19 protein-coding genes are annotated in these 21,263 nt (G+C 72.5%); 12 read left to right on the forward strand and 7 right to left on the reverse strand.

Annotated elements, in window-relative coordinates; all coding sequences use genetic code 11:
* Nucleotides 1-173: 173 nt before the first annotated feature.
* The gene (locus LV78_RS14555; protein ID WP_253845803.1) at nt 174-1,322 is read right to left on the reverse strand and encodes a sensor histidine kinase; all 1,149 of its coding nucleotides are present in this window, start codon (nt 1,320-1,322) and stop codon (nt 174-176) included.
* A 226-nt stretch (nt 1,323-1,548) separates the two neighbouring features.
* On the opposite strand from LV78_RS14555, the gene LV78_RS14560 reads away from it, so the two are divergent.
* The 3 genes from LV78_RS14560 (at nt 1,549) to LV78_RS14570 (ending at nt 3,527) form a co-directional block, all read left to right on the forward strand.
* Nucleotides 1,549-1,938 carry a nuclear transport factor 2 family protein gene (locus LV78_RS14560; RefSeq protein WP_253845804.1) on the forward strand — a complete coding sequence of 130 codons (390 nt, stop codon included), beginning with the start codon at nt 1,549-1,551 and terminating at the stop codon, nt 1,936-1,938.
* A 31-nt stretch (nt 1,939-1,969) separates the two neighbouring features.
* Nucleotides 1,970-2,944 carry a helix-turn-helix transcriptional regulator gene (locus LV78_RS14565; RefSeq protein ID WP_253845805.1) on the forward strand — a complete coding sequence of 325 codons (975 nt, stop codon included), beginning with the start codon at nt 1,970-1,972 and terminating at the stop codon, nt 2,942-2,944.
* Nucleotides 2,945-3,050: 106 nt separating this feature from the next.
* Nucleotides 3,051-3,527: a hypothetical protein gene (locus tag LV78_RS14570; RefSeq protein ID WP_253845806.1), complete on the forward strand. Its 477-nt coding sequence runs from the start codon at nt 3,051-3,053 to the stop codon at nt 3,525-3,527.
* On the opposite strand, the gene LV78_RS14575 is transcribed toward LV78_RS14570, so the two are convergent.
* On the reverse strand, nt 3,484-4,206 hold the full coding sequence (locus LV78_RS14575) for a TetR family transcriptional regulator (protein WP_253845807.1): 723 nt from the start codon (nt 4,204-4,206) through the stop codon (nt 3,484-3,486). The two genes, LV78_RS14570 and LV78_RS14575, sit on opposite strands and share 44 nt — an antisense overlap.
* A 445-nt stretch (nt 4,207-4,651) precedes the next feature.
* Between LV78_RS14575 and LV78_RS14580 the strand changes: the two genes are divergently transcribed.
* From LV78_RS14580 to rho, 3 genes are all read left to right on the forward strand, one after another.
* A complete protein-coding gene (locus LV78_RS14580) occupies nt 4,652-5,215 on the forward strand; it encodes an ester cyclase (RefSeq protein WP_253845808.1) in 564 nt (187 codons plus the stop codon).
* Between the two features lie 33 nt (nt 5,216-5,248).
* Entirely contained in the window at nt 5,249-5,995 is a 747-nt protein-coding gene (locus tag LV78_RS14585; RefSeq protein WP_253845809.1) for an MBL fold metallo-hydrolase, read from the forward strand.
* Nucleotides 5,996-6,643: 648 nt separating this feature from the next.
* Entirely contained in the window at nt 6,644-7,858 is a 1,215-nt protein-coding gene (rho, locus tag LV78_RS14590) for a transcription termination factor Rho (protein ID WP_308208716.1), read from the forward strand.
* Nucleotides 7,859-8,905: 1,047 nt separating this feature from the next.
* On the opposite strand, the gene LV78_RS14595 is transcribed toward rho, so the two are convergent.
* Entirely contained in the window at nt 8,906-10,390 is a 1,485-nt protein-coding gene (locus tag LV78_RS14595; RefSeq protein WP_253845810.1) for an AAA-type ATPase lid domain-containing protein, read from the reverse strand.
* A 150-nt stretch (nt 10,391-10,540) separates the two neighbouring features.
* Here LV78_RS14595 and LV78_RS14600 point away from each other — a divergent pair, with 150 nt between their 5' ends.
* From LV78_RS14600 to LV78_RS14610, 3 genes are read left to right on the forward strand one after another with little or no spacing between them, the layout of a single operon-like run.
* A complete protein-coding gene (locus LV78_RS14600; protein WP_253845811.1) occupies nt 10,541-11,542 on the forward strand; it encodes an amidohydrolase family protein in 1,002 nt (333 codons plus the stop codon).
* A gap of 1 nt (nt 11,543) precedes the next feature.
* Nucleotides 11,544-12,542: an iron-sulfur cluster assembly protein gene (locus LV78_RS14605; protein WP_308208717.1), complete on the forward strand. Its 999-nt coding sequence runs from the start codon at nt 11,544-11,546 to the stop codon at nt 12,540-12,542.
* Nucleotides 12,539-13,564 (forward strand): NAD(P)-dependent alcohol dehydrogenase, encoded by a 1,026-nt coding sequence (locus LV78_RS14610; RefSeq protein ID WP_253845812.1) that lies wholly within the window; start codon nt 12,539-12,541, stop codon nt 13,562-13,564. Before LV78_RS14605 ends, LV78_RS14610 begins: the two co-directional genes overlap by 4 nt.
* Before the next feature lie 469 nt (nt 13,565-14,033).
* Here the strand turns inward: LV78_RS14610 and LV78_RS14615 are convergent, their stop codons facing one another.
* Together LV78_RS14615 and LV78_RS14620 are read right to left on the reverse strand one after the other, a co-directional pair.
* On the reverse strand, nt 14,034-14,543 hold the full coding sequence (locus LV78_RS14615) for a GNAT family N-acetyltransferase (protein WP_253845813.1): 510 nt from the start codon (nt 14,541-14,543) through the stop codon (nt 14,034-14,036).
* A gap of 147 nt (nt 14,544-14,690) precedes the next feature.
* Nucleotides 14,691-15,278 carry a TetR/AcrR family transcriptional regulator gene (locus LV78_RS14620; protein ID WP_253845814.1) on the reverse strand — a complete coding sequence of 196 codons (588 nt, stop codon included), beginning with the start codon at nt 15,276-15,278 and terminating at the stop codon, nt 14,691-14,693.
* Nucleotides 15,279-15,529: 251 nt separating this feature from the next.
* Here LV78_RS14620 and LV78_RS14625 point away from each other — a divergent pair, with 251 nt between their 5' ends.
* On the forward strand, nt 15,530-16,711 hold the full coding sequence (locus LV78_RS14625) for an MFS transporter (protein WP_253845815.1): 1,182 nt from the start codon (nt 15,530-15,532) through the stop codon (nt 16,709-16,711).
* 167 nt (nt 16,712-16,878) lie between these two features.
* On the opposite strand, the gene LV78_RS14630 is transcribed toward LV78_RS14625, so the two are convergent.
* Nucleotides 16,879-18,660 carry a sensor histidine kinase gene (locus LV78_RS14630; protein ID WP_253845816.1) on the reverse strand — a complete coding sequence of 594 codons (1,782 nt, stop codon included), beginning with the start codon at nt 18,658-18,660 and terminating at the stop codon, nt 16,879-16,881.
* Nucleotides 18,650-19,348, reverse strand: a complete 699-nt coding sequence (locus LV78_RS14635) for a response regulator transcription factor (protein WP_253845817.1) — start codon at nt 19,346-19,348, stop codon at nt 18,650-18,652. Before LV78_RS14635 ends, LV78_RS14630 begins: the two co-directional genes overlap by 11 nt.
* A gap of 79 nt (nt 19,349-19,427) precedes the next feature.
* Between LV78_RS14635 and LV78_RS14640 the strand changes: the two genes are divergently transcribed.
* Nucleotides 19,428-20,486, forward strand: coding sequence for a peptidoglycan-binding protein (locus tag LV78_RS14640; protein ID WP_253845818.1), 1,059 nt, complete (start codon nt 19,428-19,430; stop codon nt 20,484-20,486).
* A gap of 71 nt (nt 20,487-20,557) precedes the next feature.
* Nucleotides 20,558-21,232 (forward strand): ABC transporter ATP-binding protein, encoded by a 675-nt coding sequence (locus LV78_RS14645; protein WP_372494904.1) that lies wholly within the window; start codon nt 20,558-20,560, stop codon nt 21,230-21,232.
* Nucleotides 21,233-21,263 lie beyond the last annotated feature (31 nt).

Below are 21,263 nucleotides of genomic sequence, written 5' to 3' on the forward strand. Positions count from 1 at the left end.
GCACTGTCCCACGCACACCCGCAGCTCCGCCCGCACGCGCGCGAGCCGCCCGTCACCCCGGCGGAAAGCCCTACCCACCGCCTGCGCCCCCGCGCACTCCCCACCCAGCCACGCTCACCCCCGCCCCGTCGCACTCCCAGTCACACGCCGCTCAACCCACCACCGAACGCCACTCACCCCATCGCCCCGTCCCGCAGCGGGATCTCGACCCGCACCCGCCACCCGCTCCCCACCCTGGGCCCGGCGCTGAACCGCCCCCGGTGCACCGAGACCCGCTCCCGCACCCCCACCAGCCCGTTGCCGCCGCTGCCGGACGCCCCTGGGCTCAACCTGCCTGCCCCGTCGTCCACGACCTCCAGCAGCGCGACCCCACCCGCCACCTCCAGCACCACCTCGGCCCGCGCACCGACCCCGGCGTGCCGCAGCACGTTCGTGATCCCCTCCTGCGCGATGCGGACCAGCGTCAGCTCGTCGGCGGGAGCGAGCTCGCCCACGTCCCCCTCCACCCGCAGCACGACCTCGACCCCGGCCGAACGGGCGCGCTCCACCATCTGCTCCAGGTCGGCCACGGTCACCTTCCGCAACCCGTCCCCACCGCCCTCCCCGCTCCCGGCGACCCCGCGCAGCACGTCCACGATCCGGTGCATGTCCTGCAGCGCGTCCCGCCCGGTGTCCCCGATGACCCGCAACGCCTCCCGCGCCTTCTCCCGATCACCGTCGATGGCGTACCGGGCCCCGTCCGCCTGCATGACCATCACCGCGAGGCTGTGCGCGACGACGTCGTGCAGCTCGCGGGCGATCTCCCCGCGCTCACGGGCGTTGGCCAGCTGCGTCAGGTGGTCCCGTTCCCGCTCGACCGCAGCGGCCCGCTCCTGGAGCACCACGACGTGCGCCTGCCGGTTGCGCAGCACGTAAGCGGTCATCCACAGCGCCACCACGGCGCCGGCGAACGCGAGCGCCTCCTCACCATCGGCGAAAGCGAGCAACGCACCGACGACCACCACGATCCCGGAGACGACCGCGTGCCACATCCGCTCGGCGTGCGCGACGACCGTCACCATGGCCACCAGCACCGCGATGTCGTACCCGGCCACGTCGGACGCCGCGTGCTCGTCGAGGAGCGCGAGCAGGCACTGCGCCAGCCCGAGCGCGGACACCACCGCCATCACCACCACGGGCGCGCGTCTTCGCCAGCAGAGCGCGACGGCCATCGTGGAACCGAGTGCCCAGTCGAATCCGGTGCCGCCCGGAAACGCCAAGTAGAGGACCACGAGAACGATGGCCACGTCATAAGCGGCGCGCCAACGCGGAGAGGTCGTCATGCGGCGCATCGTACGCGCCACCCGAACCACTCCGACCAATCTTCCCCTTTCCCGTTAATGACCGGCTCAATCCGCACGCGCAATTACCACCCACCCTTTCCCGCCGTTCCACGAGCACCCCGGACGTGATCCCCGTCTCGCCCAGCGCCATATATGACAGAACGTGTCACACTCTCCCGCGCAGACTCCTCACGTCCCCAGAACGTCGAGCGAGGAGCAGGACGACATGAGCGAGCAGAACGGCGCGGCACTCCAGACGGCGCTGGCGCACTTCCAGGCCGTGCAGGGGCGCGACATGGACGCGGCGGCGGCGCTGACCTCCGACGAGGTCGTCCTCAAGGCGCCCACCGGCGAGTCCACCGGCAAGGCGGGCCTGCAGGGCTTCTGGTCCCGGTTCCTGGTGCACACCACCGAGCTGCGCCTGCTGGAGGCGTACGGCGACGACGAGGGCGCGCTGCTGCTGCAGGAGGCGACGACCACCCCGGACGTCGTCATGACCTTCGCCGAGCACCTGGCCGTGACCGACGGCAAGATCACCGCGGCCACGTACGTCTTCGACCCGCGCGCCTTCATCGCGGCGCGCGCGGCCGAGGCGCAGGCCGCCGCCAAGAGCTGACCACCGGGACCACCGGGCACGAGGAGGACGGGTGCGAGCCGACCGGCTGCTGGCGATGATGCTGCTGCTCCAGTCGCACGGCAAGCTGTCGGCGCGCACCCTCTCCAAGCGCCTCGAGGTGTCCACCCGCACGGTCATGCGGGACGTCGCGGCGCTGTCCTCCACGGGCGTCCCGGTCTACACCGAACGCGGCCCGAACGGCGGCATCGCGCTGCTGCCGGACTTCCGCACCGACGTCACCGGCCTGACCGCCGAGGAGTCCAAGGCCCTGTTCGTGCTGCTCACCGATCGCGCGCACGCCGACCTGGGCCTGGCCCCCGCGCTGCGCTCGGCGCTGCGCAAGGTGATGGCCGCCCTGCCCGAGGACCACCGGGGGCAGGCCGAGGCCACCAGCAGGCTGGTGCTGGTGGACCCGGCGCGCTGGCGCGGCAAACCCGCTCCGGCCCCGGACGCGCTGGCCCCGGCGCAGGAGGCGGTCTTCACCGGCCGCCGCCTGCACCTGCGCTACCGCGACGGCAAGGGCGCGCTGACCACGCGCACCACCGACCCGCACGGCCTGGTCAACAAGGCGGGCACCTGGTACCTGGTGGCGAGCCACCGGGGCGCGCACCGCCTGTTCCGCCTGGACCGCGTCCTGTCCGCGACGGTCCTGGACCAGCAGGCCCAGCGCTCACCCCACGAGCTCGCCGACCTGTGGGACCAGTTGCGCAAGCGCGTCGACGAAGCCCCGGCCCCACTGGCCGCGACCGTGGCCGTGCGCCGCCCGATCCTGCCCCGCTTCCTGCTGTTCCACGCCCCGGACCTGGACGGCGCGCCCGAGGACCTGGACGAGGACCGCGCACTGGTGCGCCTGCGCTTCCGCGCGGTGCCGATGGCGACGACCCTGCTGTCGTTCGGCGCGGACGTGGAAGTGCTCACCCCACCGGAACTGCGCACCGAACTGGCCGCCCGCGCCGCAGCGGTCACCGAGCTGTACCGAACCGACCAACCACCTCCCGTCACGTGATTCCGTCACACGTCCTCGTTGCGCGCCAAGGAACAACCCGGCTCGCACTGCACCACCGCACCCCGCCTTGGATGATGGTCACCCACCCACACCCCAGGGGGCCCGGATGCGAGCGCTCGGCGCGGTGCTCCTGCTGTCGGCAGCACTGACCGCGCCCACCACACCCGCGGACCCGGCAACCCACCCCGGCCCGACGAGTCCCGCCAGCCCGACAAGTCCGACCGGCCCGGCGCACCCCGCCATCACGGCGATCACCACCAGTCCGGCGATCCCCACCGCGCGCTTCGGCTGCCTGCTACCGCCGTGCGGGGCCCTGGAGAACCGCACACCCGCGCGGATCACCGTGCGCTGGGCCGACTACAGCAACGGCTGGACGTACGCCGCCGTGCCGCCGTGGGGCCGGATGGGCGGCTGGTGGCACGACCGGATCGACGTCGACCACTTCCTGATCGACGCCGGTTGCCGCGCCACGACCTCCGGCTGGGTCAGCAGCTTCGGCCCCGGCTGGTACAAGATCGGCTCGGACGAGACTGTCGTGCTCAACGGCCACACGTGTCCGACCGCTCCCGCAGCCGCGCGTTGACCGCCGCCACCAGCAGCTCGACGGTGTAGTCGAACTCCCGGTCGTGGTCGCACCGGACCAGGTGCGGCGCCGCGACGAGAAGCCCCGGCAGCCCCGACGAGGCCAGCACGGCGTGCCTGCGCGCGATGCTCACCGGATCCTCCGTGCCCAGCTCCGCCCCGGCGGACACCTCGCGCAGCAGCGTGCCCACCACGGCCGCCAGCAGCGCCCGCAGCAGGTGGACGGCCTCCTCCGGCTCGATCCCCGCCCGCAGCAGCACCGCCAGCGACGCCTCGATCGGCGCGAGCCCGGCCACCGAGGCCAGCTGACGGGTCAGCACGAGCGCGGCCACGCCCGGATGGGCGAGCGCGCCCCTGCGGAACTCCACCGCGATGGCTCGCAGGTCGTCCGCCAGCACCCCCGTGGGCTCCGGGAGCCGGATGCCCAGCAGGACGTGCTCGGCGAGCGCGTCGAGCAGCCCGTCCTTGCCCTCGACGTGGTTGTAGAGGCTCTTGGCGTCCACGCCGAGCTGGCGGGCGACGCTGCGCATCGAGACCGCCGACACCCCTTCCGCGTCGGCCACCGCCACCGCGGCGTCCAGGATCACCGCCCTGGACAGCTGCGCCGCTCCCTTCGGCGGGCGCCCTCTGCGGACGCCCTCGGGTGTGGCGGGTGGTGTCTCCTCGACTGGGACGGTCACGCCCCACATGATGCCCCACCTTGATAAAACCCACACCGGGGGTTTAACGTGCCCGCCGACTGATCCGCACAGCGGCCGAGAATCAGCTCCGAACGGGTGATGATGCGCCTTCCGCAGGTCTTCTCACCCGTCCGCACCGGACCCACCGGGCCGCCGCACCGAGGCGTGCGCGCCGATCAACCAGTCCCCCCCACCTCCTCCCACCACTCGACCCCGACCACGGCACGCCCGCGCGCCACCGGTCCGCCCGCACCGGCGCGCGATCCCACCCGACCGCACGCGCCGCACGGCGCCACGCGGCCGGAGAACGCCCCGGACGGCGGACCGGCCACGCGGGCCGGGCACGACCGGGCGGCCCCCTGCTCCACCCCCGAGCCACCCACCACCGCGCCCGGCGCAGCGACCCGCCCCACCCCCCGCGCGAGAACACCGGAGAGCACCGCAGATGAGCCGTTTCGCCATCCCGTCGACCGACGTGCTGAAGGCCCGCGAGAAGCTGGTCCTCGACCACTTCCACGACGAGGTCGTGCACGAGTGGGACGACGTGCTGTCGACCTTCCCCCACCCGCACTACGAGCTGATCTCCACCATGACCGTCCACGACGGGGACGAGGCGGTCCGGGGGTACTACCACGACACCAGGGTCGCCTTCCCCGACCAGGACCACGAGCTGATCGCGCTGCGGCACAGCGCCGACGCGGTCATCGCGGAGTTCTGGCTCATGGGCACCCACAAGGGTCCGCTGGGCAAGATCCCGCCCACCGGGCAGCGCTTCCGGGTCAGGGTGACGGCCTACTTCATCTTCGACGAGGACGAGACCCTCGTCTGCGAGCGCGTCTACTTCGACACGCTCACCATGCTCAAGCAGGTGCTGACCGGGGTGAACCTGAAGAACCCGCGCAACTGGCCGCTGGCGGTCAGGGCGGTGCGCGGTCTGCTCGCCATGTCCGGCGAGCCGGACGAGCGGCTGCTCAGGACCACCCCGCCCGAGCTCGGCGCGGACGGCTGACCGGTGCGGGTCCACCACCTCGACTGCGGCACGATGCGCCTGCCAGGCGCGCGCGTCGTGACCCACGTGCTGCTGCTGGAGACCCCGACCGGGCTGGCCCTGGTGGACACCGGCTACGGCACCGCAGACATCGCCGCGCCCGCCCGTCGGCTCGGCGCGTACCGGCACGTCATCCGCCCGGTCCTGGACCGGGCCGAGACCGCCGTCGAGCAGGTGCGCGGGCTCGGGTTCGCGCCCGAGGACGTGCGCGACGTCGTGGTCACCCACTTCGACACCGACCACGTCGGCGGGCTCGCGGACTTCCCCTGGGCGCGGGTGCACGTGACCGCGACCGAGTGGGAGGCCGCCTCCCGGCCGTCCACCGCGCTGGAGCGCGGGCGCTACCGGGCGGCGCAGTGGGAGCACGGGCCGCAGGTCTCGACGCACGGGCCCGGCGGCGAGTCGTGGCGCGGGTTCGCGGCGGCTCGGGAGCTGACCGACGTGGCGCCCGGCGTGGTGCTGGTGCCGCTTCCGGGGCACACCAGGGGGCACGCGGCGGTGGCCGTGGACGCCGGGTCCCGCTTGGTGCTGCACGCCGGTGACGCGTTCTACGACCACCGGACGCTGACCGGCGGGGGCACGCCGCCACTCGCGCTGCGGGCGCAGGAGCGGGCCGTCGCCCACGACCACCGGTTGCTGCGCGCCAACCAGGAGCGGTTGGCCGAGCTGCACCGTCAGGGTGAGCAGGACCTGCTGCTGGTCAACGCGCACGACCCGGCGCTGCTGGCCGCCGCGCGCTGACCGGCGGGCCCGCTCGTCGCCGGAGGACGCCGGGCACCCGGCGCAGCACGGGGGCGCGTTCCCCTCTCCCACAGGGGAACGCGCCCCTTCGCGCTTCCCGGCCTCCCGCCCGGACATCCGCGCCTGCACGCGCTTGCCTTGTCGCACAAGGGTTTCCCGCACGGAAGCACGCCACCGGCCATCCTGGAATCCGCGCCCGTCCGCTGAGGACCGCGCGCCCACCACAGGCGAAACCCCACGCCAGGGCGCACCGCCGCGCGCGGAACCGTTGCCGCGCAACACCTTCCCCATCGAAGTCCACATCATCACCGTTCTCCTCACCTGTCGTGCCGTCGTCGCTCGCACTACCAGGTTCGACAGGACGGGGAAGTTCCACAAACGTCCATCCACAGGCGAACCAGTTGTCCACAGGGGACCGATCGGGTGACTGGACACAAACTTGTTGCACTGCTCCACAACCCGGGGTAACTTCTCCCCCAAGGTCAACCTCCCGGATGCTGGCGCACAGTTCGCCCCCGTGAGGCTTTCTCTTCCGAAACACCCATCACCGACGTCATCCGGCGTGCGGTCGTGGTCCCACATCCAGGCGCGGTCCCGCGCCGAACCTCCCACGCCCTCGCACGCCCTGTTCAGATTTGGAGAAAACCCTTGAACACCAGCACAACCGACACGACCACAAGCGCCATCCCGACCCAGCGCGCCGTCCACACGCAGCACCACGAGCACGGTGACGACCACTTCCTCGTGGCCGGTTTCCTCGACACCGCAGGCGATTCCACGTTCCTGCGCACCAGCGGCTACACCTCGGGCGAGGGCGACGTGCGCGTCAGCCAGTCCCTGGTCCGCCGCTGGGGCCTGCGCAAGGGCGACGAGATCACCGGCTGCGCGAAGCCCCCGGTGGACGACCGCAAGCACGCCCGGCTGGACCACGTCCACAGCGTGAACGAGCTGCCGCCGGAGCGGCTCTCGGGCAGGCCGGAGTTCACCGACCTGCCGCCGCTGCACCCGACGGAGCGACTGCGGCTGGCCTCGGACCCCGACGACCTGACCGGCCGCGTCATCGACCTGGTGATGCCCACCGGCAAGGGTCAGCGCGCGCTGATCTCGGCTCCCCCCAAGGCGGGCAAGACCTCCGCGCTGCGGGCCATCGCGCGCGGCATCGGCGCCAACCACCCCGAGTGCCACGTGATGCTGGTGCTGGTCGGCGAGCGCCCCGAGGAGGTCACCGACCTGCGGCGCAGCGTGCGGGCCGAGGTGGCCGCCGCGACGTTCGACCAGTCACCGCAGGAGCAGGTCGCGGTCGCCGAACTGGCGCTGGAGCGGGCTCGCCGCCTGGTCGAGATGGGCCGGGACGTGGTGATCCTGCTGGACTCGCTGACCCGCCTGGGCCGCGCCTACAACCTGGTTGCCCCGACCTCGGGCCGGGTGCTCAGCGGCGGCGTGAGCGCGACCGCCCTGCACCCGCCGAAGCGGTTCCTCGGCTCGGCGCGCAACGTGGAGGGCGGCGGTTCGCTGACCATCTTCGCGACGGCGCTGGTCGAGACCGGCTCCACCGGCGACACGGTGATCCACGAGGAGTACCGGGGCACCGGCAACGCGGAGCTGAAGCTGGACCGCTCGCTGGCCGACCGCAGGGTGCACCCGGCGGTGGACATCCGGCAGAGCAGCACCCGGCGCGACGAGCTCCTGGTGTCACCGGCCGAGCTGTCGGCGACGCGGGTGCTGCGCAGGGTCCTCCAGATGCGCGAGGGCGATCGTGGGATCGACGTGCTGCTGGACGGCTTGCGCAAGACCTCCACGAACGCGGAGTTCCTGCACCGGCTCACCCAGACGACGCCGGTCCGCCGCGCGATCGCGGCCTGACCCGCACCCCTTGTCGCACAAGCGCTCCACCACGCAGCACCGTCCGCAGCGGACGCCCACAGCAGTGCCGAACCGAGGTTCACCTCCCCCCTCCTCACGCGAAGGTCCCGAAGATCATGCCCAACTCCAGGCCCCCGACGAAGCGTCCCGGCCGCCCCGAAGGTCCCCGCTCCCCCAAGCACAGCCGCCCGCAGCCTCGCGCTGCCCGCACCCCCGCCAGGACGCGCGATCCCCGCGCCCTCTGCCGGGAATCCCGACCGGCCGCCGCGTAGCGAAGGCCCACCGCGCCACCAGGGGTGCGGCGACCGCCGTGCTGCGGCCACCGCTCCCCGCACCGCGCGTCCTCCGGTCGAGAGAGCTCGTCCTTGCCGGAACGCGATTCCAGGCGGTCCGTCACCCGGTTCCGCCCGTCGATCCGGGTCCGACCACCGAGTCGCGCGTCCCGGACTCGCAGCGCTCGCACAACTCCCTCCCCCGGCGGAGGTGCAGCAGCCGGTTGTCGCACCGGCAGCGCCACTGCGGCACGTCGGCCCCTTTCCGCGCTACCCCTTCTTCCTACGCGCCCTCTTCCCACACGAGCCCCTCCCTCGCGAGCCTTTCTCTAGTGGGCAGAGCGTTCCCCGCTTTTTCCCCGGCACTGACCGGGGATGCGGGGGGATGACCAGCAGGCTTCCCGACCGGCTAGTGACCGCGCTCGACGCCGTCCCCGACGTGGACCGCGCGGTGGCGCCCCCGCGCTTTCCAGGTACACCAGCCCTCCCGCGCCGCGCACTCCTGCAACAAGGCGGTGGTCCGCCTCGGACAGCGCGGCCAGGTCGAGCTCACGGTTGCCCGGCACGTGCCAGACCAACGTCGTCACAGCGGTCACCTCCCCGAAAACCCCGCTCCCCCACCAAAGGTAGGCAGCCGGACAGCCCGCACCAATCACACGAAAGGGGACCTCGGCGGTAGCTGCCGCCGGGGAGCACGGCGCAATACGGTTTGACCAGGAGCACCGAAACCCGGCAAACCGGAAGAAGGAGAGCAACCGTGCGAACGACCCCGAGCTCAACCCGGATCAGCAGTCGAGCCCGTCGAGCGGCCGGGCAGGCGTATGTCGTACTGCGCGATCTTGCGGTACAGCGTGGCCCTGCCCATCTCCAGCGCCGCCGCGGCGCTCACGACGGTGGCGCCGGGCGCGGTCAAGCACCGGACGATCTCGTCGCGCTCCAGCACCTGCAGCCTGCTGAGCCCGCGCGCGGAGCCGGAGAGCACCTCGGCGGGCAGGTGCCGCACGTCGATCAGGTCCGTGCGCGCGGACGCCTCCCTGACCACCGCGCGCAACTGCTTGGCGTTGCCCGGCCAGTCGAAGGCGGTCAGCGCGCGGCGCGCGGCGGGGGTGAAGGCGACGTCCCGCCCCCGGTCGCGGCGGGAGAAGTGGCCTGCCAGCGCCAGGACGTCGGCGGGCCGACCGCGCAGCGGCGGGGCCTCCACCACGGTGTCCACCAGTGCCGCGAGCGGCTCGTCCAGGGTGTCGCAGCGGTCCGCCGTGAGCACGAACGGCTGCGGTCCGCCGGTGCGCGCGTCCGCGCAGCGCTGCGCCAGTTCCGCCGCCGCCCACGCGGGCAGGCGGTCCACCCCGGAGACCACGACGCACGTGCTGTCCTTGCCCAGTTCCGGCGACCACAGCGCGAGCCAGGAGTCGACGTCGTCGACCGAGGGCGGGCGGGCCACCAGCAAGCGGTCCCTGGGGCGCAGGGTGCGCCTGGCCAGTGCCGCGAGCGCGGCCCGGCCGGAGCCCTGCTCGCCGACCACCGCGACCACCAGGCCCCGCTCCTGCGCGTCCCGGCACTGCTCGACCGCCTCCTCCCAGGCCGGGGACAGCGGAACGCGGTCGCCTCCCCCGAACCTGGTCACCTCTCCCCTGGGCACGGGCCTGGCCCGGCGTCCGCCGGAGCGGGCGAGCATGAGCGCCGAGGTGTTGCCCGCAGCGGCCTTGGCCAGCGCGAGCAGCAGCCCGGACGCGGTGTCGGACCAGGTGGTGAGGTTGACGCTGCCCGCGAGGTCGCCGGTCAGCGGGTCGAGCACCGGCACGGCCGCGCAGGTGTAACCGCGCAGCCCCGTGCAGTAGTGCTCGTCGGCGCGGACCAGGCTGGGGGCGCGGTCGGCGAGCGCGAGGCCGAGGCCGTTGGTGCCCGCGTCGCGCTCGGCGAAGAAGAAGCCCGGTGCGAGGTGGACGCGGTCGAGGGAGCGGGCGAAGCCCGCATCGTGGCAGAGCCTGCTGAGCACGAGCCCGTCCGCGTCGGTGATCATCATGCTGACCGGTTCGCCCGCGAGGGCCTCCTGGAGCCCGCGCAGGACTTCGAGGCCGCACTCGTAGAGCAGCGACCCGGTGTCGACCGCGCCCGTGAACACCGGGCGCAGCTCGTCCTCGGGTACCCCGTAGCGGCGGCTGCGCCGCCACGAGGCCAGCAGCCTCGGCGCGACGGGGCGGGCGGGCAGCGCGCTGGCCGTGTCGTTCACCTGGACCTCCCGTGCGCGTCGTTGCGCCATCCGGGTCAACCGTACGTTCGGCCAGGTTAACCCGGCCCCGGTCGCGCTGTCTCAAACTGAGACAGGTCGGTCCTCCCGAGTTCCCCGGCCCGCTGCCTAGCGTCGGTGGCGAGAACGTGCCGCAGGCGCCACGGGACCGGAGGAACGCCGATGTACTCCAAGGACGGCGAGGACTACTTCATCGTCGACGCGCACGTCGCGCTCTGGGACGCACGACCGGAGAACCAGCTCAACGTGCACGGCAAGCAGTTCATCGACTGCTTCTACGACTACCACCGCAACCTCAGCCCCGAGTCGGAGCTGTGGACCTACGACGAGTACCTGTACTACGGCGGGGAGCGCCTGATGCGCGACCTGTTCGAGCAGGGCCACGTCGACCACGCGGTGTTCCAGCCCGCCTACTTGGGGGCGTTCTACCGGAACGGTTTCGGGCAGACCGAGGAGGCTTTCGCGCTGACCCAAGCGCACCCCGACAAGCTCACCTACAACCACTTCTTCGACCCGCGCTTCGAGCAGGCCGGGATCGATCGACTGCGCCGCGACGCGGAGAGGTTCGACCTCAAGGGCGTGAAGCTCTACACCGCGGAGTGGCAGGGCTCCTCTCGGGGCTACAAGCTCGACGACCCGTGGACGTACCGGTACCTGGAGGTCTGCCAGGAGCTGGGCATTCGCAACATCCACGTCCACAAGGGGCCGACGATCCGGCCGCTGGACCGGGACGCGTTCGACGTGGCCGACGTCGACCACGCGGCCACCGACTTCACCGGTCTCAACTTCATAGTGGAGCACTGCGGCCTGCCCAGGCTGGAGGACTTCTGCTGGATAGCCACGCAGGAGCCGAACGTGCACGCGGGGTTGGCGGTGGCGATGCCGTTCATCCACACCAGGCCCCGCTACTTCGCCCAGATCATCGGCGAGCTGCTGTACTGGCTCGACGAGGACCGCATCCAGTTCTCGAGCGACTACGCGCTGTGGACGCCCCGGTGGTTGGTCGAGGCGTTCGTGGACTTCCAGATCCCCGAGGACATGACCGAGTACGCGCCGCTCACCCTCGCGCAGAAGAAGAAGATCCTGGGGCTGAACGCGGCGGCGATGTACGACGTCGAGGTGCCCGCCGCGCTCCGGCTGCACGACCAGCGCGCGGCGGCCTGAGGTGGCCGCCGGGACGGGCGGGCTGCTGGTCGCGGCCCGTGCGGCGCTGGACGGGGTGAACGACCCGGAGCTGGACGAGCCGATCACCGATCTGGGGTTCGTGCGGTCGCTGGTGGAGGAGCCCGAGGGGGTGCTGACGGCGCACCTGAGGTTGCCCACGTCGTTCTGCTCGCCGAACTTCGCCTACCTGATGGCGTCCGACGCCAAGGACGCGCTGACCGCGCTGCCGGGGGTGGTGGGGGTCGTCGTGGTGCTGGACGACCACCACGACTCGGAGGTGATCAACCGGGGGCTGGCGCTGGACGCGGGCTACCGGGGCACGTTCGGGCACGAGGCCGAGAAGGACCTGGAGGAGCTGCGCGAGGTGTTCCGCCGCAAGGCGCACACCGCAGCGCTGGAGCGGGCGCTGACCTCGCTGCTGCGGGAGCGGGTGGACCTGGAGGTGGCGGACCTGCACCGGGTCACGCTGGGCGAGCTGCCGGACACCGAGGGCACGCGCGCGCTGTTGCGGCGCAGGGCGGCGCTGGGGCTGGACTGCGCGCCGGACCGGCAGGCGCTGGTCGACGAGGAGGGTGCGCCGGTGCCGCGTGACCAGGTGCCCGCGCGGTTGCGCTTCGCGCGGGCGGTGCGGATCTCGGTGGACGGCAACGCCCACTTCTGCCGGGGGTTGCTGCGCACCAGGTACCCGGACTCGGCCGGGGACCAGGGCCCGCGCCAAGCGGGCGGTGACCCGGATGCACCGGGTGGTCACCGGCTGTTCGACCTCAGCGGCAGCGGAGGCGGGCACGGAGGCGAGAGCGGCAACCGGGCGAGCGGGACCGCAGACGGGAACTGGGACGGCGCCGCAGACAACGGCGTGGTCGGCACTGCGAGCGGCAGCGCGGTTGGCGCCGCAGTTCGCACAGCGAGTCACGCGGTGGGGCGTACGACGGATTGCACGGCAAGTGGCACGGCAGGGCGTGCGACGGGTGACACGGCGACGGAAGCGAGGGTGTCATGAGAGCGGTGCGCGTGGTCGGTTACCACCGGGACCTCCGGATGGAGGAGGTGCCGGACCCGGTGGTGTCCGGGCCGCTGGACGTGGTCGTCGCGATCGGCGGCGCCGGGGTGTGCCGGACGGACCTCCACGTGCTGGAGGGCCAGTGGGAGCAGAAGTCCGGGGTGGCGCTGCCTTACACGATCGGCCACGAGAACGCGGGCACGGTCGTGGCGGTGGGTGACTTGGTCGGCAGCGTCGAGGTGGGCGACAAGGTCATCCTGCACCCGCTGATGACGTGCGGGTTGTGCCGGGCGTGCCGGTCCGGGGACGACGTGCACTGCGAGCGGTCGGCGTTCCCCGGCATCGACACCGACGGTGGGTACGCCGACCTGCTGAAGACGACCGCGCGGAGCGTGGTGAAGATCGACGACTCGCTGGAGCCGTCCGACGTGGCGGCGCTCGCCGACGCGGGTCTGACCGCGTACCACGCGGCGGCGAAGGCCGCGCGCAGGTTGCGACCGGGCGACCGGTGCGTGGTGATCGGCGCGGGCGGGTTGGGGCACATCGGCGTGCAGGTGCTCAAGGCGATGACCGCGGCCGAGATCATCGTCGTGGACCGGAACGCGGCGGCGGTCGACCTGGCGGTGGAGATCGGCGCAGACCGGGGCGTGGTGGCCGACGGCACGCACGTCGAGCAGGTGCTGGACCTGACCGGCGGAAAGGGCGCTGAGGTGGTGGTGGACTTCGTCGGCGAGGGCGGTGCGACCAGGGACGGGGTCGCCGTGCTGCGCCGAGCGGGCGACTACCACGTGGTGGGGTACGGGGAGAACATCAACGTCCCGACCATCGACATCATCTCGGCCGAGATCAACTTCATCGGCAACCTGGTCGGGTCCTACACGGACCTGTGCGAGCTGATGGTCCTGGCAGCACGGGGCGCCGTGCGGTTGCACACCACGAAGTACCCGCTGGACCGGTTCCAGGACGCGATCGACGACCTGTCGGCGGGGAGGGTGCGGGGCCGAGCGATCCTGGTGCCCTAGGGCGTGTCCTCAAAGCGGGTGGTGCTGGGCTGCTTTGGTTTGGGTTGTGGCACGTGGGCACGAGTTGACCGATGAGCAAGGGCAGGCCGTGGAGCCGCTGGCGCCCGCCGCACGAGCGCGAACGTCGCCCGCACGGGGCGCTCGGGTCGTGCGGCGGGCACGGCGAGCCGGGTGATCGCGGATAAGGGCTGCTCCAGCAGCGTGATCCGCTCCCACCCCCGTCGACACCGCATCCCGGTGACCGTTCCCGAACACCGCGACCCGCAGGCCGATCGATTGCGTGGCGGTCGGAACTGAGGTTTCGTCCGCCCGTCTTCGACCGCACCGCCCACACACGCCACAACGTCGTGGGACGCTGCTTCGACCGGCTCAAGCAGTTCCGCGCGACCGCCATCCACTTCGCTGGACAGCGGGGTGAGCGACGGAGGCCGGGTGGGTGTCAGGCGTGCGGCGGCGCGGGTTGCTGCGGTCAGGTGGGGAGAGGGCGTTGCATCAGGGTGGTGCCGATCCAGCGGCCGTGCTTGTGGGCAACGGCCTCCAGGCGGCCTGCCACGGTGAAGCCGAAGCGGTGGTGGAGTGCCAGTGAGGCTTTGCCGTCTTCGGTGATCACCGCGATCACCTGCTTGATGCCCGCGTTGTCCGCCAGCGCGAGCAACTCCCCCAGCAGCGCCGCTCCCACGCCTCGACCGGTGGCGGCGGGGGCCAGGTAGATCGTGTCCTCGGCGGTGTGGCGGTAGGCGGGTTTGGCTCGCCACGGTGCCAGGTAGGCGAAGCCGACAACCTCGTCCCCGCAGCCCGCGATCAGGAACGGTAGTCCTCGTTCGGCGACTTCACCGTGCTTGCGCTGCCAGTCGTCCGCGGTGGGTGGGACGAGGTCGAAGGTGACCGTGCTGTGGTGCACGTAGTGGGCGTAGATCGCCGTGACCGCCTTCAGGTCGTCGGCGGTAGCGGGGCGGACGGTCACCTCGGGTGCGGTCACGGGCACTCGCTTCTTCGAGAGGGGTTGAGGGAGCACAGTAGTGCCGCTGTGGCCGGAGAACCCGCTTTCGACTGCGGGATGCGTGATGCCCGCTATTGCTGGAGCTGGTGATTGCCGGACCGGCCAGCACTGCGGGTCTGCGGTGGTTCAGCCGCGCGGGAAGACGGCCAAGGCGAGGTCGACGGCGGTGAGCAGGGTGTCGCGGTCCGCTCCGCTGCGGGCCTGGACGGCTATGCCGTGCTGGACGGTGGCTACGTAGGCGGCGAGGCTTTCGGGGGTTGCAGTTGCCGGTAGTTCCGCTGCGGAGGCCTTGGTCAGGCGGTCGCGGAGTCGTGCGCGGTCTGCGGCTCGGATCTCGGACAGGCGGGTGCGGACGGATTCCGACTCGGCGGAGCAGCTGAGCGCGCCGTGCACGATGAGGCAGCCGTGCGGGGAGTCGTCGCCCGTCGTGGCTTCCACGGAACCCCGCCAGACCGTAGCTACGACCTCGCGTGCGGTGGGCAGGGCCAAGGCTTCGGTGATGTAACTGGCGACGGTCTCGGCGTAGCGGAGCAGGACCTGGTCGAACAGGGCTTCCTTGCTGCCGAAGGCCTGGTAGAGGCTGCCTTTGCGGATGCCCATCGCCTCGGTGAGGTCGGCCAGGGAAGTGCCTTCGTAGCCGCGCCGCCAGAACAGGTCCAGTGCGGCGTCGACGGCGGCATCCGCGTCGAAGCCCCTGGGTCTTCCTCGTGGCACCGCTGCCTCCTCCCGCGTGCCGTCCCACCGTACCCGTGCCCTTCGGGCAGCGGCTTGACAGTCGAGCCGCCCTGCCGATTTATTATGACCAGTCGGTCAAAAAATGGTCGAGCGCAGGAGGGGGAGACCGAGGGCAGAGGTGTGCGTGAGCGGGGCTGTGCGATCGGGACGGGCTGGGTGGTGAGGCAGGAGCACCGGTCAGGGCGGGTGGGAAGCGTTCAGCAGCAAGTCGTCGAGGGAGCAGGAAGTCCATGCCACTGGCCGTGCACGTGCTGGGACTGGGGGTCTTCGCCCTCGTCACCAGTGAACTCCAGGTCGCCGGGATGATGCCCGAGATGGCGCGCGGTCTGGAGGTTTCGGTGCCCGACATCGGGTACCTGATCTCGTTGTACGCGCTGGCGATGGCGGTGGGTGGCCCGATCCTCACCGCGGCGCTGCTCAAGCTGCCCAAGCGGACGGCGTTGATGGTGCTGTTCGGGGTGTTCGTCGCGGGTGAGGCGCTGGCGGCGCTGGCTGCGGACTACTGGCTCGTGCTGGTGGCGCGGCTGATCACCGGGGCGGTGTCAGGGGCCTTCTTCGGCGTGGCAATCGCCATCGCCGTCGAGATCTCCCGGCCCGAGATGACGGGGCGGGCGGTGTCGGTGGTGCTGAGCGGGCTCATGGCTGGCACCGTGCTCGGGCTGCCCGTGGCGAGCTGGGTCGGGCCGGAGTTCGGGTGGCGGGCGAGCTTCTGGGGCGTGGCCGTGTTGGCGCTGGTGGTCGGCGTGATCACGGCGGGCGCCGTGCCGAAGCTGGAGGGTGACGGGGCCACGTCGGTGCGCGGTGAGTTCGCGGTGTTCAAGAACTGGGCGCTGTGGGCGGTGTACTCGACGTCGACGCTGGTCATCGGCGCCACCTACGCGGCGTTCAGCTATTTCACGCCGATCCTGTCCGAGGTGACCGGGTTCAGCGGCGGCCAGGTGACCGGGCTGCTGGTGGCCTACGGGATCGCGACGATCGTCGGCAACACCGCCGTCGGCAGGCTCGCCGACCGGCACGCGATCCCGACCATCGCTTTCGGGCTGGTGTCGTTGACGGTCCTCCTGTCGGTGTTCGCGCTGCTCACCGAGAACAAGCCGGTCGTGGTGGCGGTGCTGCTCGGGGTGGGGCTGGTCGGCGTGACGATGAACCCGGCGCTGGTGGCCAGGGTCATGGGCGTGGCGAACGGGCGGTCGCTGGTCAACACCGTGCACACCTCGTGCATCACCTTCGGCGTGGTGATCGGGTCGTGGGTGGGAGGGCTGGGGATCGACGCCGGGTTGGGGTTGCGGGCTCCGCTGTGGATCGGGGCGGTGATGGCCCTCGTCGGCCTGGCCACCCTGCTCCCCGACTTGGTGCGCCGGGGCGCTTCAGCCTCGACTTCCGAACGCGCGGGGGAACCGAAGGCGACGTGAGCGGATCGGGCGCGAACGCGGGCGCGGATGTGGACGGCGGCAGTGTGGATGCGGGCGGGGCAGGGCGGTTGCGGGCGGGGCAATGCGGTTATGGGCGACGCGGTTGAGGAGGGTGAGGGCGGGGAGGGGTGTGGTTGAGGGCGGTGAAGGTGGGAGGGCGGCGCGGCTCAGTCGGGGTCGGGCGGTGCGGGCAGGCGGACGGTGAAGACCGAGCCCCTGCCGGGGTCGCTGGTCGCCGACACCGTTCCGCCGTGCGCCTCCACCAGCTTGCGCACGATGGCCAGGCCTAGGCCGCTGCCGCCGGTGCGCCTGCTGCGGGACTTCTCGGCTCGCCAGAAGCGGTCGAACACGTGGGGGAGGTCTTCGGGGGCGATGCCGGTGCCGGTGTCGGCCACCTCGATGACCGCCTCCTCGCCGTCGCGGTGGGCGGTCACGTCGATGCGGCCTCCCGGTGGGACGTGGCGGATGGCGTTGGCCAGCAGGTTGTCCAAGACCTGGCGCAGGCGCACGGGGTCGGCTTCGGCCGTCAGGTCGTCCGGGGCGGAGGTGGTCAGGGTGATGGCCGCGCGGTCCGCGGTTGTCTCGTGGGCGGCGCGCAGGTTGTCCAGGACGGTGGTCAGGGGTTGGGGGGCCACGGCCAGGCGCAGGCCGCCCGCGTCCGCCACGGCCAGGTCTTGCAGGTCGTCGACGATGTGCTGGAGGGCGAGGGCTTCCTTGAGGAGCAGGGCGATCAGCTCCGGGTCGCGTTCGGTCACGCCGTCCTCTGCGGCTTCCAGCCAGCCCCGGATGTTGCTGAGCGGGGTGCGCAGCTCGTGCGCGGTGTCGCTCACGGCGGCCTTGCGCAGGCCCTCCAGCCTCGCTCTGGCCCGCGCCATGGTGTTGAACGCCTCGGTGAGCCTGGCGATCTCGTCGCGGCCCCGCACCACCAGCGGCTCGGTGTCGCCGCCCAGCGACATGCGGTGCGCGGCGGTGGTCAGGTCGCGCAGCGGGCGGATGATCCTGGCGCACGCCAGCGCCGTGACGACCACCGCGGCGAGCGCGATGCCCCCGGCGGCTGCGGCCACGCGCCACCAGTTGTCCGGGGAGAGGTCGAACGAGGCGACCGGGGCTCCGGTCGGCACCGTGACGTAGAGCAGCGCGGGGGGCGGGACGCGTTCGGACAGGTGGGCGTGGCGGGCGTCGGACACGCACGCCTCGGCCGCCGTGCGCTGGTCGTCGGACCAGCGGTCCCCCCGGTGGGGGGTGAGGTCCAGGTCCAGCTGCACCGCTTCGCGGCCCCGGTCGGTCAGGCAGGCGTTGGTCCGCTCCTGCAGGGCCAGCAGGGCTCGCGCGGCGGCCAGGAGCTCGCCCTCCAGCAGTTCCGCGCAGTCCCGCTGGAAGTCGCCGGGGTCGTTGTCGGTGCGCTGGACGTGGTCGCACTTGAGGAACGACTGGACCAGCTGGTAGGAGTCAGCAGGGGCTGCGCGGACGTCCAGCTCCTGCTCGGCGACCGGCTCCGACACCCGTCCCGAGTCCTCGGGGACCAGGGACGCCAGCATCCGGTACGGCTCGCCGAGGCGCGGGTCGACGCGGTCTGCGGGGGCGTCGGGGACCAGGACCGGGTCCACCGACAGCGGGTCGACCACGGCCGAGGCGGTGGTGGGCAGCGGGCCGTGGCCGCCGACGTCGGCCAGGACCACGCCGTCCTTGGACAGCAGGGTGACCCGCCTCGTCGGGTGCTGGCGCACCAGCTCGGCCACGACCGGGCCGACCGAGGTCCAGTCCCGGTGGTCGACCGCGTGCGTGAGCAGGGTGGTGTAGATGCGGGCGTCGACCGACAGCTCCTGGCCCTGCTCGCGCTCGATGGAGGCGCGGGTGAGCTGCGCGGCCAGCCACGCGGTCGTGGCGATCGAGCACAGCGCGACCAGCACCGTGACGCCCAGGAACCGGAAGAACACGCTACGGCGCACCGGACGCCCCCGAGGTCAGCTTGTAGCCGATACCGTAGACGGTCACCAGGTGCACGGGCCTGCGCGGGTCCGGCTCGATCTTGCGGCGCAGGTTCTTCACGTGCGCGTCGATGGTGCGGCCGGTGATGTACCGGTCGAAGCCGTGCATCCGGCGCAGCAGCTGCTCGCGGGTGAACACCCGGTCCACCTCGGACGCCAGGGTCTCCAGCAGCCGGAACTCCCCCGGCGTGCAGTCCACGCGCGCGCCGTGCGCGGTCACCTCGTGGCGCACCGGGTCGACCGCGAGGGGGCCCGCGCGCAGCAGCGGGTCGGGGGCGGGCGGCTCGACCCTGCGGCGCAGCAGGGTGCGCACCCTGGCGACCAGCTCGCGCGGGCTGAAGGGCTTGGTCATGTAGTCGTCGGCCCCAAGGTCGAGGCCGAGGAGCAGGTCGTCCTCGGTGGACCGGGCGGTGAGCATGAGCACCAGCACGTCGGACTCGGCGCGCAGCACCCGGCACACGTCCAGACCGTCCACCTTGGGCAGCATCAGGTCCAGCACGACCAGCGCGGGCAGGCGCTCCCGCGCGGTGTCGATGGCGGCCCGTCCGTCGTGGACGACGGCGACCTCGTGGTGGTCGCGCTCCAGGTACCGGCGCAGCAGCTCGGCCTGGCTCTCGTCGTCCTCGGCGATGAGGATGAGGGTGCTCACGCGGCGATGATAGGCACGCTCGCACCGCGCTCACCCGGTCATCACAGGACCCTCACAAGTGCCCGCCAAGCTGCGGCGCATGTCGAAATCCCGTAGCCGGGCCGCCGTCGCCGCGGTGGTCTCGCTGGCCGTTGTGACGGGCGCGGCGGTGCTGCTGCTGCGCCCCGACGCGCCGAAGGCCGACCCGTCGGCGGACCGGCCCGACGTCGAGACCGCCACCGTGGAGCGGACCGACCTCAGCAACACCCGCTCGCTCCGGGGGACGTTGGGCTTCGGCGCGCCCAAGCCGGTCAAGGGCGGTGGGACCGGGACGGTGACCGCGCTGCCGCAGGCGGGCGCGACCGCGGAGCGCGGGAAGGCGCTGCACCGGGTGGACGACCGGCCGGTGCCGGTGTTCTTCGGGGCGACGCCGCTGTTCCGCAAGCTGGAGGAGCCCGGCGTGAAGGGCTCGGACGTGGCCGTGGTGATGGACAACCTGGCCGCGCTGGGCCACACCGTCGGCATCCGGCCGGACGACGACAGCAAGGCCGAGTTCACCCCGCGCGTGGTCGAGGCGCTGAAGAAGTGGCAGCGCAAGATCGGGCTGCCGGACACCGGGAAGATCGAGCCCGGTCAGGTGCTGGTGCTGGCGGGGCCGGTGCGGGTGTCGTCGGTGACCGCGCAGCCGGGGGCCTCGGCCGAGGAGGAGCTGTTCCAGGTCACGCCCACCGGCAAGGTCGTCGTGCTCCAGGTCTCCCCCGCCGAGGCCGGTGCGGTGTCGCAGGGCGCGAAGGTGCTGCTGACCAGGCCGGACGGGCGGGACGTTCCGGGCACGATCGGTTCGGTGGGCACGGCGGTGACCGGTGAGCAGGGGCAGGGCTCCGGACCGCAGATCGAGGTGGTGGCGATGCCGGACCGGGCCGAGGACGTGGCCGACCTGGACTCGGCGCCGGTGCAGGTGAAGATCACCACGGAGCGGCGGGAGGGCGTGCTGTCCGTGCCGCTGGAGGCGCTGGTGGCGCTGCGCGAGGGCGGGTACGCGGTGCAGTCGCCCGGTGGCGAGCTGAAGGCCGTGGAGACCGGGATGCACTCGGAGAGCCGGGTCGAGGTCAGCGGGCCGGACGTGGTCGAGGGCATGGTCGTGGTGGTGGCCCGGTGAGCGCGGCGGACGCGACCGCGCGGATCAGGCCGGTCCGGGCTGGGGCGAGGGCGGCGCGGCCGGGCGCGGAGGTGGTGCTGGAGCTGCGCGGGGTCGGCAAGCGGTTCGCGGGCGGGGTGATCGCGCTGGACTCGGTGTCGCTGCGGGTGGAGCGGGGCGAGCTGCTGGCGATCGTCGGGCCGTCCGGGTCGGGCAAGTCCACGCTGCTGAACGTCGTCGGCACCCTGGACCTGCCCAGCGAGGGCACGGCCGAGGTGGACGGGCACGACGTGCGCGAGCTGTCCGACCGGGCGCTGTCGGCGCTGCGCGGCAGCCGGATCGGGTTCGTGTTCCAGCAGTTCCACCTGTCCGACGGGCTGACGGCGGTGGAGAACGTCGCGGAGGGCTTGCGCTACACCGGGGTGCGGCGCGGGGCGCGGGCGCGGCTCGCGGAGGCCGCGCTGGAGCGGGTCGGGCTCGGCCACCGGGGCGGGCACAGGCCGCACGAGCTGTCCGGCGGCGAGCGGCAGCGGGTCGCGATCGCGCGGGCCGTGGTGAACAGGCCGGCGCTGGTGCTGGCCGACGAGCCGACCGGCGCGCTGGACACGGCGACCGGGCGCTCGGTGCTGGAGCTGCTGTTCGAGCTGAACCGGCAGGGCACGACCATCGCGGTGATCACCCACGACCGGGACATCGCGGCGGCGCTGCCGCGCAGGGTGGAGCTGCGGGACGGGCGCGTCGTGGCGGACTCGGGGGTGGGGCGGTGAGCGCGTCGTCGTTGTCGTCGGAGGAGGCGAC

Source organism: Actinosynnema pretiosum (assembly GCF_024171695.1).
Lineage (GTDB): Bacteria > Actinomycetota > Actinomycetes > Mycobacteriales > Pseudonocardiaceae > Actinosynnema > Actinosynnema pretiosum.

Bases quoted from the DNA above. Each gene is read 5' to 3' on its own strand.
- LV78_RS14555 (WP_253845803.1), bottom strand. From the start codon at position 1,322: ATGACGACCTCTCCGCGTTGGCGCGCCGCTTATGACGTGGCCATCGTT.
- LV78_RS14560 (WP_253845804.1), top strand. From the start codon at position 1,549: ATGAGCGAGCAGAACGGCGCGGCACTCCAGACGGCGCTGGCGCACTTC.
- LV78_RS14570 (WP_253845806.1), top strand. From the start codon at position 3,051: ATGCGAGCGCTCGGCGCGGTGCTCCTGCTGTCGGCAGCACTGACCGCG.
- LV78_RS14580 (WP_253845808.1), top strand. From the start codon at position 4,652: ATGAGCCGTTTCGCCATCCCGTCGACCGACGTGCTGAAGGCCCGCGAG.
- LV78_RS14585 (WP_253845809.1), top strand. From the start codon at position 5,249: ATGCGCCTGCCAGGCGCGCGCGTCGTGACCCACGTGCTGCTGCTGGAG.
- LV78_RS14595 (WP_253845810.1), bottom strand. From the start codon at position 10,390: ATGGCGCAACGACGCGCACGGGAGGTCCAGGTGAACGACACGGCCAGC.
- LV78_RS14600 (WP_253845811.1), top strand. From the start codon at position 10,541: ATGTACTCCAAGGACGGCGAGGACTACTTCATCGTCGACGCGCACGTC.
- LV78_RS14610 (WP_253845812.1), top strand. From the start codon at position 12,539: ATGAGAGCGGTGCGCGTGGTCGGTTACCACCGGGACCTCCGGATGGAG.
- LV78_RS14625 (WP_253845815.1), top strand. From the start codon at position 15,530: ATGCCACTGGCCGTGCACGTGCTGGGACTGGGGGTCTTCGCCCTCGTC.
- LV78_RS14640 (WP_253845818.1), top strand. From the start codon at position 19,428: ATGTCGAAATCCCGTAGCCGGGCCGCCGTCGCCGCGGTGGTCTCGCTG.